Genomic DNA, 14,676 nt, shown 5'->3' on the forward strand with positions numbered 1-14,676 from the left:
GTTGGACTAAACGACATTTCACCGAATGAATCGCAACGAAAAAAGCGCAGGACCGGCAGAACTCCCCTGCGCTTTTTCGATTCTGTCCTGGCGTTTAGCCGTCTTTTCCATCACGGTATATCAATATTTTTACCCCAGCTTCTCCGCCTCGTCCATCCACAGCCTGGCGCAGGCGTCCGACGGCATGCGCAGATCCCCCCTGGGCGACAGCGCCACGCTTCCCACTTTCGGCCCGTCCGGCAGGCAGGAACGCTTGAACTGCTGGGAAAAGAATCTCCTGTAGAAAATCTTCAGCCATTTCCGTATCGTCGCCTCATCGTACTGCCCCTTAAATGCCAGTTTCGCCACCCGGTACACTTTCGCCGGCGGATAGCCGCAGCGCAGCATATAGTACAAAAAGAAATCGTGCAGCTCGTAAGGCCCCACCAGGTCTTCCGTCTTCTGGGAAATCACCCCGTCCACAGGGGGCAGCAGCTCCGGGCTCACCGGCGTATCCAAGACGTCCTCCAGCACATCCGACAACGCTTTATCGTCACAGATATCGGCATAATACTTCACCAGATGGCGCACCAGCGTCTTGGGCACTCCGGCATTGACGCCGTACATGGACATATGATCGCCGTTGTAGGTGGCCCAGCCCAGCGCCAGCTCCGACATGTCTCCCGTCCCGATCACAAGCCCGTTCTTCTGGTTCGCGATGTCCATGAGCACCTGGGTACGTTCCCTGGCCTGCCCGTTCTCATAGGTCACATCGTGGCTGGAGCTGTCCTGCCCGATATCCTGGAAATGTACCTTTACCGCCTCCTTGATATCCACTTCCTCCAGCGTCGTACCCAGGGTGCGCGCCAGCAGGCAGGCATTCTCATAAGTCCTGTCCGTGGTGCCGAAGCAGGGCATGGTCACCGCTATGATGCCTTTCCTGTCAATCCCCAGCATGTCAAAGGCACGCGCCGTCACCAGCAGCGCCAGGGTGGAATCCAGACCGCCGGAGATGCCCAGTACCGCTCTGGTCAGACCAGTGTGCTCATACCGCTTCTTAAGGCCCATGGACTGGATGGAAAGGATTTCCTCACAGCGCGCCCGCCGCTTCTCCTCATCCCCGGGCACAAAAGGCATAGGCGCAAAGCAGCGCCCCAGCTCTGTCTCCGCCACTTCCAGCCGGAAAGGCACTTTCACATAAGGCGCCTCCGGCTCCCTGCCGAAAGTCCCCATGCGTCTCCTGTCCGCCAGAAGCTTTCCCACATCGATATCGCCGTATAGCGTCTCGCAGGTAAATTTCTTCACCCGGGCAAGAACCGTGCCGTTCTCCGCAATCAGGTCATGTCCGCCAAACACCAGATCCTGGGTGGACTCCCCCTCCCCCGCGGAGGTGTAGATATAGCCGCAGATCAGCCGGGCGCTGACGGATTTCACCAGAAGCTCCCGGTACTCGTCCTTGCCGATGGTCTCATTGGAGGCAGACAGGTTCGCGATGACAGTGGCGCCTTTCAGCGCATGGTTCACCGCCGGGGCGTCCGCCACCCACAAATCCTCGCAGATTTCACAGCCCACCGTTAGGCCGTGCACTGTCTCACAGGGAAAGAGGATATTGGTCCCGAAAGGAATGGTCTTCCCCATGAAAGAAAAGGGAACAGGCTCCGCATTGCCCTCTGTAAAGTGCCGTCCCTCGTAAAATTCCGCATAAGAAGGGATATTCGCCTTGGGAATCATCCCCAGTATCTCACCGTTCCAGAGCACAGCCGCCACATTGTAGAGCCTCCCCTCCCGCTCCAGGGGCAGTCCCACCATGACCAGCGCATCCTTGCCCCGGGTTCGCTCCGCGATGCGTGACAGCTGATCCGCCGCCTCCTGCAGGAGAAGCTCCTGCAGGAACAGATCCCCGCAGGTATACCCTGTGACGCAAAGTTCCGGGAAGACGATGATCTTCGCTCCTTTCCTCCAGGCTTCCTCCAGCCTCTCGCAGATCGCGCCCCCGTTGTAGACCGGGTCAGCCACTTTGATTTTGGGCGTCACAGCCGCCACCTTGATGAATCCCTGCTTCATGTCGTCCCTCTTTTCTTCCCCGATTCCCGAAAACCATGTGCCCGATACCTCCGGCATTTCTCACCGCCATTGCCCGGGCGGATTTCCTTTCCAATGCCTCCGTACACCGCAGGCCTCCTGCCTGTGCGAAACGAACGGACTACGGCCTCCTGCTTCTGCGGTACAAGGTCTCCAGCTCTTCCACGCTGAATTTGTAGTGGGTGTTGCAGAAGTGGCAGCCCGCCTCAATCTCCCGGCCCTCGTCTATCATATCCTTGATTTCTTTCTTCCCAAGGCTGATCAGCACCTTTTCTATCCTATCCTTGCTGCAGTTGCAGGAAAAGGCCACCGGCAAGGTATCCGTCACTTCACAATCCAGCCCCTCCAAAATCCGCTCCAGCATCCGCTCCGGCGTATCTCCCGCGTCCAGCATGGCGGTCACGGATGTGATTCCGGCCAGGTTCTTCTCCAGCCTGTCGATTGTCGCCTCCTCCGCGAAAGGCATCAGCTGCACGATGAACCCTCCCGCCTGCCTGACCGTATTGTCCCGCTCCATGAGCACGCCCAGCCCCACACAGGAGGGCACCTGCTCGGAGGAAGCGAAATAATAGGTCAGATCCTCCGCGATCTCACTGGTCTGCAATAAAGTCTGCCCAACATAGGGCTCCTTTAAACCCATGTCCCTGATGACGGAAAGCGTACCATGCCCCAGGGCCCCTGCCACATCCAGCTTGCCCAGGGCATTGGCAGGCAGGATCACATCCGGCACGTTGGCGTATCCTTTCACACCGCCTTTTGAGTCCGCCGTCACCAGCAGCCCCTGCACCGGGCCGTCCCCTTTAATCTGCAGGGTCAGCAGGTCCTCTTCCCCTTTCTGCATACTGCCCATCATGGCTCCGGCGCTTAGAAGCCGCCCCAGAGCCGCCGTCACCACAGGGCTTGTGTCATGCGCCCGTCTTGCCGTCTCCACCACATCTTTTGTGGTACAGGCAAAAGCACGGATTTGTGCTCCTGCCGCGGTGGCGCGTACCATATAATCTGACATTTTGCACCTCGTCTCCCAAATTGAATTGCGCCTTTTTTACTCTGACTCTCTAGAATTTCTTCCCACACTTTGCCACTAAATAAATCCGCTCGCTCTTCTCCGTGACAGCCTCTCCGGTGTCCGCGTCCATGGCTTCCACCACTGCCAGGCCGGCCTGCTTAGTCAGCCTCAGGATCTGCTCCAGGGAATATCCCCTCTGGTAATGGGTCTCCTCGAATTTGCGGAACAGGCCGCCCTCTTCCCGGACGAACACGGTCAGGTCATATTCGTTGATTCCCTCCTCCGCATCATAGAAATTATCCCAGATAAAGCTGCAGTCCCCCCGGTTCTCCGCGATGGTGGCATCCCCAATCACTTCCCTGTACTTGTAGTCCGTGTTAAAGTCAAAAATGAAGACCCCTCCGGGAAACAGATAATTGTTCACCAGGGAAAATACGGTCAGGAGTTCTTCTTCGTCCAAAATATAGTTTATGGCGTCGCACACGCTGATTATGGTGCCCACCGTGCTGTACAGCTCCAGTTCCCGCATATCCTGCTGCAGATAGAGGATTTCGCTGCCGCTCTTCTCTTTCTTTTCCATGGCCACGTTCAGCATACACTCGGAGGCGTCCACCCCTATCATATCGTAGCCTTTTGCATACATCAGCTCCGCCAGCGTGCCGGTGCCGCAGCCCAAATCCACCACCAGATTCCGCTCGGATTCCAGAAGCCCCTCTGTATCCCGCTCCGGCTTCGACACGCCGTATTTTTGAATCAATCTGTCTATGCGCTCTCCCCAATGCTCATAGGGAACTTCATCCATAAATCGGTCATAGACACCCGCAAAATCCTGATAGATATCCAAACCTGCCTCCCTGTGTCCGCTTTCGGCAGACGCTGCTTTTCATATTACGGGTATGTCTACAGATAGTCGTCGCTCCATTCCATATTTTCGCCATCTCCGGAATCGCTGCCTCCCGCATCGCCGCCTCCCGTATCCCCAGGCACATCCACAGGAGGCGGGGCGGCTTCCCCTCCTCCGGAATTCTGATTTCCCGAATTCCCGCCACCGCCACTGTTTCCATTATTTCCGCTGTTATCGGCCGGCGGGTCCACCTGCTCCGGTATTTCCGCAGGGGCCTGAGGTACAGCCGTCTGGGGACGCACTGCAGGTTTTGGAGTCTCTTTCACACCTACCGACAATGCCCCTGAAGCTTCTGCGGCTGCCTCCTCCTGCCGTTTCGCAGCCTTCTCCTGCATCAGCTGTTCGTCAAAGGCCCGAAAGCCCTCTTCTGCCAGACAGAACCGATCCTCTTTCGCCAGCTCTTCCACAGACGCCACATCATGCCATAACCTGCCGTCATACCATTGCACCCGGTCGTCCTCTATCCGCACTCTGACCGTATCAGCCCTCACATACCCAAGCGTCTCCGGTGCGATTTCTGCTTTTTGTTCTTCCAAAGAACCTTCTGCGGTCCGTTCCTCCAAAGGCAGTTCCTGTTCCCCGCTGTCCCGGACAGCGCTTGCCAGAAATCCCGCGGCAAACATCACTATCCCCACAGCCGCCATCATCATATATTGTCTCTTCGCCATCCCGTCTCTCCCATCTGCCTGTTTCCGCACATCTGCCAGCTACCTTCTCTCTACGGAATCAATAATCTCCTGCACATATCGGTAGCCGCTGCTGCCAGGCTTGAACTCTCCTCTGGCCTGCACCTGCTTTGCCACAGTGTATACACTTCTGTATACCGGCGGGCCATATATGACCAGATCCTCTCCCTCGCATTCCAGCACCATATATGCCCTAAAAGAGATATCTTTCGCATACATGTTAGGCGCCAGATTTATCAACACTGAGGTAAAACGGTTCCGTCCCGCCACGGTCTCAAAAATCTTGTCGTACACTTTGCCGTTTTCCGTCCAATAGGCTCTTCCGCCTCCTACCTTTGTGCCGTCTTTCACAAAAGGATATTTCTTCCTGTTTTCATTGGTGATAAATAAAGTTCCGTATTCTTTCAGCCTGCAGCCGTCCACATTTCCCGCGACCAGCTGCTGCTTTAAGCCTGTACCGATGCCTGATTTAAAGCGGATTCCCGCCGGGCTCTGTATCCGGATGGAAAAACCGTGATAGCTCAGAAGATTCTCCAGTCCCGGCATGGGAACGGCCTTACAGACCTCTCCCTCCCAGGACAATCTCCATACATACATGCCCACCGGAATGTTCTTCGCATCATAGGAATACATGACCGCCGTCCTGCCGGAAGTATCCGGCAGCTTCAGCTGATAATTGTTTCCGCTTTTGACAGCCGTATATTCTACGCCGTCTATATAAATATCATTTCCCGTATATCCTGCCGGCGGAGTCAGGGTCAGCAGGCGCGCCTCCTGCGTCGGAGGAGGCGTTACGCTTCCTCCTGCTATCGCCTTTTTGCGCACCACCAGATTGGTCGTATTCTGTGCCCGAGTGGCAATATAAAGGTTCGAGCCATAACTGCAGACTCCCAGATAATCCAGCCCTGTCCCCAGATTGTCAGCAATCATCCGGAAAGAAGCGCCTGTGCCCTGGAGCAGCTTTGTCTTCCTGGCGTCTGTATCATAATAAGCCAGACAGACCTGATTTCCCACCATTGCCATGGATGCGGCATTGAATTTCTTCATGTCCGGAATCGTATAATTCGTCCAGCTGTTCCCATCGAACACTGCCATGGCACCGCTTTCCTTGCCGAATTCCCCGCCCCCGGCAAAAGCGTAGATATTTTTCCCATACTTCACAATCTGATGGATATTGGTATGCCGGTTCGGCAATGTATCCTCCGTGCTCCATTTGCCATTGCTGTACTTCTGTACTTTCGTAACGCCGTCGCGGCTGTCCGCATACACCATGTAGAAGCTGCCGTTTGACATCAGCATGGCCGGGCGGCTGAAATCGCTTGCCGTCAGGCTATTGTCCACCAGACTGTTGCTCTCCAGATTATATATCTTCCATCTTCCGCCGTGCTCATAAGCAGCATAAATATCACTGCCATCCACCACGAACTGCATATATTTCGGATAGGCGACATTGTGCCGGGCAACCTGTTTCCATGAACCGTTCTCCAGTTTGCAGTAGACAGGCTGAAACGCCTGATCCAGATAGGCAAGATATACCTCCCCCCCGCAAACGGCCATGCTGACCGGATATGCCGTGGCTGCCGGGCTTACCTTTGCTCCCACCTGCTGCCACGCTTTCCCGTCCCAGCGCTTTACGCTTACCTGTTCATAACTGTAGCTGCCGGAAATGCTTTCCGTAAACGCCGCGTAGAGAGTCCCTGTGGAGGGATCCGTACAGACAAAAGGGTCTCCCGTGCACTGACCGCCCACGGTATCTCCCATGTTCTCCCACGACATGGCGCTCTTGTAGTCCGCAAAAGTCACCGTAAAAGTCAGCTGTTTCTGATCCGAAGAGAGCTTCACGTCACTGATTTGAATCCCGCTGTTGCTCCCGTCAGAGTAGTACAGCGTGTCCTTTGTAAAATCTGCGCTCAAATCCGTGCTGCCGTAGGAGGTCTCACCTGCCGTCACATCCAGAGCCGCTTTATGCACACGATTGATATTTGCGTCCTTATCAGCGGCCAGCTCCGGATCCGTCACCCCCGGCCGGTACACATAGATGTAATTTTTTCCCGCCCGGTTGTCCAGACCGTCAACCTTGGTATCCACCCGGTACATCAAAAGGCCGCTGGAGGGAATCCGATGCTCGAACCGGTTTAAATCCGCATTCTTCCTCCGATATTCCAGGCAGATGAACTCCGAATCGGAAAGCGGGGTGCGGAGCGCAAAGACCTTATTCCCTCCCGGTTCTGAAACCGCCGTCAGGGTATAAGTGCCGTTCTGGGTAATGTTCCCCATGGAAATCCATCCCTGCCTGGCCCGCAGATAGGATAAAGGATACTGCAGAAAAGGACCGGTGCTCGCCATGATATCCCACGCGCCCACAGGCTCTCCCACGCCGTTCTTCCGATAAAGGTCCGGCAGTCCCAGCGTGTGCAGGAATTCATGGGCAATCGCGCCCTGCTCTGCCGCCACATACAGGGACGCGTCATTGGATACCAGCATCGATGAAGGGATTACGTTGTAGTGCGATACCCTCAGGCCGGAGCCATTTATCTTGGCTGTTCCCGCATAGGTAGTGTGAAAAGCAGTCTTTTCGCCGTTTATGGTATCTCCCTGCAAAATAATCGTCAGATTGTCAATATATCCGCTGTTTCGATTGTCCAGCTTATTATTTCGGGCGTCCAGAATGATTTCGTTCTTATTGATGGCATCGACAACCGACTCTACCAGGCCGGAACCGCCGCCGTCGCTGTCTGAGGGCAATGTATATACCTTTACGCCTTTTTTGTCCGGGTTCTCCTGCGGAAAATAGTTCGTTACCCTGACATTGTTTTCCGTAACCACGGAAATATAGTTGGCAAAGGAATTGTTGAATCCCGTCCCGGTCCCCTCGTCATACATCCGCTTTATCCGCTGCCAGTTGGAATAAGTGATGCTGCCGGAAGAATATTGGGCATTAAAGATATCTCTGTTATCGCTTTTCAGCCTTACGAATATGACCACATTGGCCATCTGTGTGCCGGATGCCTCTGCCCTCTCATGGGGCAGAAACGGCAGCGGAAGAGATATCATGAGCGCCACAGCCAGCAGCATGACCAGAAAATTAGTCCACCGGCCATGCTTTTTCGAAAATCCGTTCATTTTCTACCTCCATTCCGCATATTCCGGAAAGCCCAGATAAGCCGCGTCCAGACGGAACGTCTCCGGCTCCGCCTCTTCCTGATACAGATAGGATTTTCCGTCGGCGGTATATGCATAAACCACGCCGTGCGCATCCGCCGCTTTCTGATACTGCTCCTCCATGGAAGTGCCGTCGGCATTCAGTTTCCCTGTATATGTAGCGCCCTGGTACTCAACAGTAATCTGGTCCACACAAATGCCATCCTGCAAAGTACCGCTGAAGGAGCGCAGGATATTCCCCTCCCCATCTGTGTATGTCACTGTCGCCGCGCCGCTGTATGCACCGTCTTTCAGCACGGCCTCTCCCAGCACAGCGCCGGTTTCATCTCCCTGATAAAAGCAGAAACGACCGTCCGCGCCATGCCACGTAATCTCCGTGCGGGGGCCGTCCGCCGCGATCTGCAGCACGTCATCTCCCTGACAGTAACGAGTCCTGGTCTCGATGCCGAGCATCCCGCCCTGAAGAATCCGCCGCCACTCTTCCTGACCTGTCAGTTTCTGCAATCCCGTCATGTCATGGGAACCAAGCGCTGTCATCGTCTGTTCCGCCAGCGCCGCCATCCCTTCGTTCTCGCCGTTTTCCTGCACCACGATAGCGCTCACCCGATCCGCGTACTCTCTGGAAGGGTACAGCCGCAGCACCTTAGACAGGATATCGCGCTGCAGCATCTTTTCATCCAGATCCGCATATAACTGTGCCAGGGCCACATAATCCGCCTCCTCGAAGGCATCCATGCCGAGCAGCTGCTCATAGTATCCTCTCTTTAAATCCAGCGCCTCTTTTCCGCTGTCCAGCTGAGCGATGGCCTGACGCAGCTCCTCTGCTGTCTCGGGCGGAGCCGGCGTCGGTTCCGGCGTCTCAGCGGGCGCTGTGCTCTCCTGTTCCTGCGCGTTCTGCACCTGGCCGCATGATACCAGAATCAGGATGAGAATCAAAAAAATACAGATTCGTGCGGGGACATTTCTTTTCATCAAATCATTCTCCTTTAATTTATCAGTGTTCCCTCAGGCAATCTATATATCGACACTTTTCCGATTCCCCTTAATGTATTTTCCGCTGCCGCAGCAGGCTTGCCGCCTGTTTTCCCGGCAATCGCGCTAACCGCTAGAACAGCACGCCCAGCGCGCCGAACAGCCCGGCGCTGGCCAGTCCCATGATGATGCCCGCCAGAACCACGCCGATGAGCACCGCGGCCACGCTGGACTTAAAATCCATATCCAGCAGACTGGCCGCCAGCGTTCCCGTCCATGCCCCTGTCCCGGGCAGCGGAATCCCCACGAAGAGCAAAAGCGCGACAAACAGCCCCTTGCCTGCCTTTTCTTTCAGCTTTTCGCCGCCTTTATGTCCTTTTTCCAGACAAAAAGTAAAGAATTTACCGATAACCGGCTTATCCGCACCCCATTCCAGCACTTTTCTCGCGAAGAGGAAAATGACAGGAACCGGAAGCATGTTTCCCAGGATACAGACAATGTAGCTGGGAAGCACCGGCAGATCCATGCCCAAAGCGATGGGCACTGCCGCCCTCAGTTCAATCAGCGGAACCATGGAAATAAAAAACACAATCAAATATTTCTTCAGCATGACAATCTCCATTCTTTTTTTCTGTTATACCATCTTGTTTCTATCGTTATAAGCCCTGCCTCTTCCCGCCCATCCCCATCAGGCGCATCACAGGCCTTACCAATAGCGCTTCACATAGTCCTTCAAAAAGGAAAGCAGCCGGTCCATCTGCTCGTCCGTCCCAATGGTAATGCGCAGGAACTCGGAAATACGCGGCTTGTTCCAATAGCGCACATAAATATCCGCCTCCCGCAGCGCCTGAAAAATCTGCCGCGCGGGAATGACCTCATGGGATGCGAAGATGAAATTGGCTTTCGAGTCCGGAAACGAGAATCCAAGTTCTCTCAGCTCTCCTTTGACCCGCTCCCTTGTAGCCACGATTTTCGCAGTGGCGGCCCTGAAATAGGCATCGTCCCTCACCGCCTCAGCCCCCAGTATCTGGGAGGGCAGGTTCATGGTATACGAATTGAAAGAGAACTTCACATCATTCAGATACCCGATCAGCTTCTCACTGCCTATGCAGAAACCGATGCGCAGTCCCGCCATTGCACGGGATTTCGAAAATGTCTGCACTATAAGCAGATTGTCATAGCGTTCCACCAGAGGCAGGGCGCTTTTCCCGCCGAAATCCACATAGGCCTCGTCCACGATGACCACCACGTCCCGGTTGGCCCGGAGAATCTCCTCCACTGTATCCAGGCTCTCCAGAAGACCCGTGGGCGCGTTGGGATTGGGGAAAACCACGCCGCCGTTCGGCTGCCTGTAATCCTCCGGGCGGATATGCCAGTCCTCGTCCAGCGGGCAGGTTCGGCAGGGAATCCTGTGGAGATCCGCCCACACATCGTAAAAGGAATAGGTCACGTCCGGGAACAGGATGGGCTTTGAACCGTTGAAAAAGGTCATGAACGCCATGGACAGCACATCATCCGAGCCCACGCCCACAAATACCTGTTCCGGCTTTACATGATAGTACTTTGCCAGAGCGTCCACCAGCACTGCAGCATCCGGATCCGGATACAGGCGGAAAGCGCCGCAGTCCATCTTTGCCGCCAGCCTCTCTACCCCCGGCGCGGGGGGATAAGGGCACTCATTGGTATTCAGTTTGATCATGCCCGGTTTATTGGGCTGCTCTCCTGCCACGTAGGGCACGACTTTCCTTACATTTTCTTCCCAGCTCACTATATCTTCCTTCTTTCTGTGTTTCCTCACAATTCTCTCTTACGCAGCTCCTCCCGGTAGGCATCCGCCTGTTCCGGGCATTCCAAGGCCTCATAGCACCGAATCAGCCCCTCCAGGCTCTCCCTGCCGCCGGACTTCAGGGCCAGAATAGGCTGGGTCTCATAGACTGCGTTGTAGTACCAGATAGCCGCCTCCTCCCAGTCCTGCATTTCCTCATAAAAATGCCCCAGCTCGCAGCAGATTTCCGAACAGCCCTCCTCCGCAATCACCTTGGATGTATATTTGAAGAAATTCACCGTGTCCTTCGCCAGCCTGGCAGCTTTCGCCACCACGCAGCAGGACTGGGCCATCTCCTCGCCGTCCCGCCCGTTGTCCGCTGCAGCCTCCATAAATGTTCCCGCCGCCTCCAGGAAATCCTCCTGGTCCCCGGTCAACATCAGCTCCCTGGCGTAAAGGCCCAGGAGCCGCTTCGGCAGCCGGTAGCCGGCCTCCCAATGCCTGTGGAAATTGGCCAGATCCCGCTTGGCGTGGCATTCCTCCGGCAGATGGATGATGACGATATCGCTGTCGTATATCACGGGCTCCAGCCGCACCGTCTCGTGGATGGGCGCCTCCCAGACGAAATCCCGTTTTCTTTTGAACAGTTTAGGGCGGTATTCTTCATCGTAATTGTACACCGTATTGAACTGCAGCTGATTGGCGTACTTCATCTGCACGATTTCGACCTCCGGCAGCAGCGTCTCCTTCAACAGCCGGAATCTGTCCCGGTTCTCCGGGGACAGCACCTCATCCGCGTCCGCAGAATATATATATTCCTGAGTCGCCCTGGAAAAGACATCATTTCTGGCGGCGCTGAAATCATCTGTCCACGGAAAGTCATAGACATGCTCCGTATAGCGCCTGGCTATCTCTTTGGTGGCGTCCGTGGAGCCCGTGTCGGCTATGACGATTTCGTCCACCAGATCCGCCACGCTGTCCAGGCAGCGCTTCAATATCTTCTCTTCATTCTTCACAATCATACATAGGGATATCGTGACCATATTGCTCCCCCGCTTCCTTCCGCCTTTTCAACAAGCGTCACATAGATAATACCAAAAAGAAAGCAAGGGCACAACCATTATTCTCCAAACAAATCAAATATTCTCCGGGACAGCCGAAAAAATATGATGTGGCCATTGAGATTTTCGGAAGAATATGATACAATGATTCCGTCTTGAGCACAAAATGGCCAAAGGGCCTTGCTTTTTGCAATCATACAGGAGGATTATATTATGTTCATTGTATTAGGCGGCGGTTTGCTGATTATCATCATCGCAGTGGTCATATCCGTAGTTTCCAGCGTCGTTTCCGCTGTGGCTGCAGATGCGGATGAAAGCGCGGATTGATTTTGCGTTCCATTGTTCCGCACCATAGAAAAAGGCCGGTCAGTCCGGAAAACCTTCCATCCGTCAGGAAAGTTTTCCGAACTGGCCGGCCTTTTTCGTGCCATTGCATGTTCCATGGGCAAAATATTCCATATCCCGGTTTTCTATGACTTCGCAAGAAAATCATCGCAGAACCGATACCATTTTTCCTTATACTCCTCATGGCTAACCGGCAGCAGGGCGCCCGGCCTGCGGACATTCCGCTTCCTGGCCTCCTCCACGAAGCCGCAGACCCAATCGTCCGGCGTCTCCGCTACGGCGCGGGCGCTCTCCCAGCCCTGCGGCACCGCATAATACGGCCCGGTGTGCCGTCCAGGGAAATATATTGCCCCTGCCGGGACAGCACCTGGATGATGATGTCATCGGCCTTATGGATGAAGCTGCCAATAGCAGCAATCTTGTCCCGGTCCACATAGAACCGGGAAGGCTGAATCTGGTCCAGCCGAATTGTCAGAAGCTGTGCCGCCGGGAATTCTTTTCTACGTTTCCATCTACTTCCAGAAAGCGCGTGATATGCGGTTTAAAAAGAGAATTGTATCAATCAGCCCCGATAGGCGCCTCGTCCTTTCCCCGAATCACCGCCTCGCAATCGGACAGGACTTCCACCTCATACGGCATTTCATCCACCAGGAAACAGCCGTGCCGGTTCAGCACCCTTTAAGAAAAGTTGTAATCCTCATAGGTATCGATTCTTGTGATTTCCATTTTCATTCTCTCCTTATCCGCTTACTCAGCCTTGCACAACCGAATCAAATCCTCCACCTGGGCAGTTGCCAGACATTCCACCGTGTCAGAGGCTCCGTAATAGATTTTCACCGTCCCGTCCTCCTCCAGAATAAGGCCGCCTGGGAAAATGACATTGGTTCGAAAACCTCCCTCCACTTCATACCCTGTCTCCGGCGCTATAAGCGGTTCTTTATACATTCCGATTATTTTAGAGGGATTCTCCAAATCAAGCAGCATGATTCCCGCGCAGTAACGCTTCTGCCAGCGCGCTTCCCATCCGTTCTTCCCTCTTGTCCGGTCAATGTCCACTGCATGGAACAGGGTCAGCCACCCTGCATCTGTCTTTATCGGCGGCGCACCAGGCCCAATCTTATCATTGGCATACGGAACATCCTCCACTCCCATGAGAAGCCTTGATTCCCCCCAGTATTTCAGGTCAGGCGATGCCGACATCCAGATATCAAACCGGTCGGTTCCTCCTCTGGAATATACCGGAAAAGGCCGCTCCAGCCGCATATATTTCCCACCGATTCTTTCAGGAAACAATACCATGTTCCGGTTATCCGGCACCGTCAGGGACAGCACTTCCACTGTCTGAAAATCGTCCGTCACCGCAATGCCCCCGCGCAGTCCATGTCTCGTGTCCACCGCAAAACACAGATAGCATCTGTCTTCGATTACGGTCAGACGAGGATCATATACCCGCGTGACATCCGGATCACCCATATCCTCCACTGTCAAAAATGGTTTGTCCTGCACCTCCCATTGGATACCGTCTCGGGAGAAAGCAATACCTATCACACATTTCCCAAATGCGCCAACTCCATTAAACTGATAGTCATTGCGAAATACCATCACGTATCTTCCGCGATATTTCGCCACCCCAGCATTGAAGATACATTCCGCCTCGTAGGGAATGTCTTTTTTGCTCAGTACTGGCTCCCCGCCTTTATAGCGGGTAATTACCTTACTGGATTTCAATTCCGGTAACATCTTGGCCATATGCTTCTCCTCCTGGAATACTCAATGATATTTCCCGCCAAATGGATCTTCAATCACGATTCTGCCCTCCGCCGTGTCTCCAATGCCGCTATAGAGATCCGCTCTGCCGTCTTCCCGCAGCCGGATACCAGAAGAAAAAGCACAATCCGCCAGATTCGGCTTTTTCGCAGGCCAGTCAGGGTAGCTTCTCCTGGTACCGATGATTTTGGCATCCGATACCAGATACGTATCCGGATTGAACACAAAGGCAATATTCAGATAAACCTGCTGGCTGATGCCATTCTGCTCCTCAAGATAGCATCTGTGCCCAATGACACCTACACTCCCGTCTTCCAGCAGGAAACACTGGTTGCAACCGCCCCACTCATCTTTTCCGAAAAAACCGTCCACGATTCTGGCCTGCTCTACCACCTTATCATCCAGCTCGCTGATATCCTTTATCACCGTAAAGCCTATCACGGACTCGCTGCCGTAAGCCTGCCTTACATGCTCTCCCCTGGGTCTCGAAAATACCCCCAGGCGTCCGTCCTTCAGCTCCACCATTCGGATATCCTTCATGTTTTTCGGTCCTGTGGTATAGTAGCGCAGGTGAAACGGATCCTTTCCCTTATAGAACACTCCGCAAAATCCTGCCAGCTTTCCCCTGGAGTAATCCACCCTGGTTCCTCCCAGCACAAACTCATTCTGTACTTTCGCCACAAAAGGATCCTCCAGCTGGTAGACAAAAGATTCCGGCACGATTTCCCAGATATCCTCCGCCTTTTTGGAAAAAAGACGTACCGTGGAATTCGCCCATTCTTCCCTGCGCTCCACCCGTCCGAACAGATAGCTTTTGCCTTCATATGCAAAGGGAACCGAAGTATTATAGACATCATATCCTTCTACCCCTGCAAAAGTCAACAGATTTCTCTCATAAATCAATCCCTGTTGCTCGAAACGCTCTCTCATTTCTCTGATATCCATTC

General features: G+C 54.2%; 12 protein-coding genes. All 12 read right to left on the bottom strand.

Annotated features, from left to right (window positions below):
* Positions 1-129: 129 nt before the first annotated feature.
* Positions 130-2,043, bottom strand: coding sequence for an NAD(+) synthase (locus tag NFS35_RS08250; RefSeq protein WP_251206700.1), 1,914 nt, complete (start codon positions 2,041-2,043; stop codon positions 130-132).
* 139 nt (positions 2,044-2,182) lie between these two features.
* Positions 2,183-3,067, bottom strand: coding sequence for an Hsp33 family molecular chaperone HslO (gene hslO / locus NFS35_RS08255; RefSeq protein WP_251206650.1), 885 nt, complete (start codon positions 3,065-3,067; stop codon positions 2,183-2,185).
* Between the two features lie 49 nt (positions 3,068-3,116).
* Complete coding sequence (locus tag NFS35_RS08260) at positions 3,117-3,911, bottom strand: class I SAM-dependent DNA methyltransferase (RefSeq protein ID WP_251206651.1); 795 nt, start codon at positions 3,909-3,911, stop codon at positions 3,117-3,119.
* A gap of 56 nt (positions 3,912-3,967) precedes the next feature.
* Entirely contained in the window at positions 3,968-4,639 is a 672-nt protein-coding gene (locus NFS35_RS08265; protein ID WP_251206652.1) for a hypothetical protein, read from the bottom strand.
* Between the two features lie 39 nt (positions 4,640-4,678).
* Entirely contained in the window at positions 4,679-7,780 is a 3,102-nt protein-coding gene (locus NFS35_RS08270) for an immune inhibitor A domain-containing protein (RefSeq protein ID WP_251206653.1), read from the bottom strand.
* Between the two features lie 3 nt (positions 7,781-7,783).
* Positions 7,784-8,791 carry a hypothetical protein gene (locus tag NFS35_RS08275; RefSeq protein WP_251206654.1) on the bottom strand — a complete coding sequence of 336 codons (1,008 nt, stop codon included), beginning with the start codon at positions 8,789-8,791 and terminating at the stop codon, positions 7,784-7,786.
* A gap of 133 nt (positions 8,792-8,924) precedes the next feature.
* Positions 8,925-9,401 (bottom strand): COG2426 family protein, encoded by a 477-nt coding sequence (locus NFS35_RS08280; protein WP_251206655.1) that lies wholly within the window; start codon positions 9,399-9,401, stop codon positions 8,925-8,927.
* Between the two features lie 96 nt (positions 9,402-9,497).
* Positions 9,498-10,562, bottom strand: a complete 1,065-nt coding sequence (gene hisC / locus NFS35_RS08285) for a histidinol-phosphate transaminase (protein ID WP_251206701.1) — start codon at positions 10,560-10,562, stop codon at positions 9,498-9,500.
* A gap of 23 nt (positions 10,563-10,585) precedes the next feature.
* The gene (locus NFS35_RS08290; protein WP_251206656.1) at positions 10,586-11,599 is read right to left on the bottom strand and encodes a glycosyltransferase family 2 protein; all 1,014 of its coding nucleotides are present in this window, start codon (positions 11,597-11,599) and stop codon (positions 10,586-10,588) included.
* 488 nt (positions 11,600-12,087) lie between these two features.
* Positions 12,088-12,270, bottom strand: coding sequence for a hypothetical protein (locus NFS35_RS08295; RefSeq protein WP_251206657.1), 183 nt, complete (start codon positions 12,268-12,270; stop codon positions 12,088-12,090).
* Positions 12,271-12,709: 439 nt separating this feature from the next.
* The gene (locus NFS35_RS08300; protein WP_251206658.1) at positions 12,710-13,711 is read right to left on the bottom strand and encodes a glycoside hydrolase family 130 protein; all 1,002 of its coding nucleotides are present in this window, start codon (positions 13,709-13,711) and stop codon (positions 12,710-12,712) included.
* A 21-nt stretch (positions 13,712-13,732) separates the two neighbouring features.
* Complete coding sequence (locus NFS35_RS08305) at positions 13,733-14,674, bottom strand: DUF1861 family protein (protein ID WP_251206659.1); 942 nt, start codon at positions 14,672-14,674, stop codon at positions 13,733-13,735.
* Positions 14,675-14,676: the final 2 nt, after the last annotated feature.

This window comes from Acetatifactor aquisgranensis, from assembly GCF_943193215.1.
GTDB lineage: Bacteria > Bacillota > Clostridia > Lachnospirales > Lachnospiraceae > Acetatifactor > Acetatifactor aquisgranensis.

Bases quoted from the DNA above. Each gene is read 5' to 3' on its own strand.
- NFS35_RS08250 (WP_251206700.1), bottom strand. From the start codon at position 2,043: ATGAAGCAGGGATTCATCAAGGTGGCGGCTGTGACGCCCAAAATCAAA.
- hslO (WP_251206650.1), bottom strand. From the start codon at position 3,067: ATGTCAGATTATATGGTACGCGCCACCGCGGCAGGAGCACAAATCCGT.
- NFS35_RS08265 (WP_251206652.1), bottom strand. From the start codon at position 4,639: ATGGCGAAGAGACAATATATGATGATGGCGGCTGTGGGGATAGTGATG.
- NFS35_RS08270 (WP_251206653.1), bottom strand. From the start codon at position 7,780: ATGAACGGATTTTCGAAAAAGCATGGCCGGTGGACTAATTTTCTGGTC.
- NFS35_RS08275 (WP_251206654.1), bottom strand. From the start codon at position 8,791: ATGAAAAGAAATGTCCCCGCACGAATCTGTATTTTTTTGATTCTCATC.
- NFS35_RS08280 (WP_251206655.1), bottom strand. From the start codon at position 9,401: ATGCTGAAGAAATATTTGATTGTGTTTTTTATTTCCATGGTTCCGCTG.
- NFS35_RS08290 (WP_251206656.1), bottom strand. From the start codon at position 11,599: ATGGTCACGATATCCCTATGTATGATTGTGAAGAATGAAGAGAAGATA.
- NFS35_RS08300 (WP_251206658.1), bottom strand. From the start codon at position 13,711: ATGGCCAAGATGTTACCGGAATTGAAATCCAGTAAGGTAATTACCCGC.
- NFS35_RS08305 (WP_251206659.1), bottom strand. From the start codon at position 14,674: ATGGATATCAGAGAAATGAGAGAGCGTTTCGAGCAACAGGGATTGATT.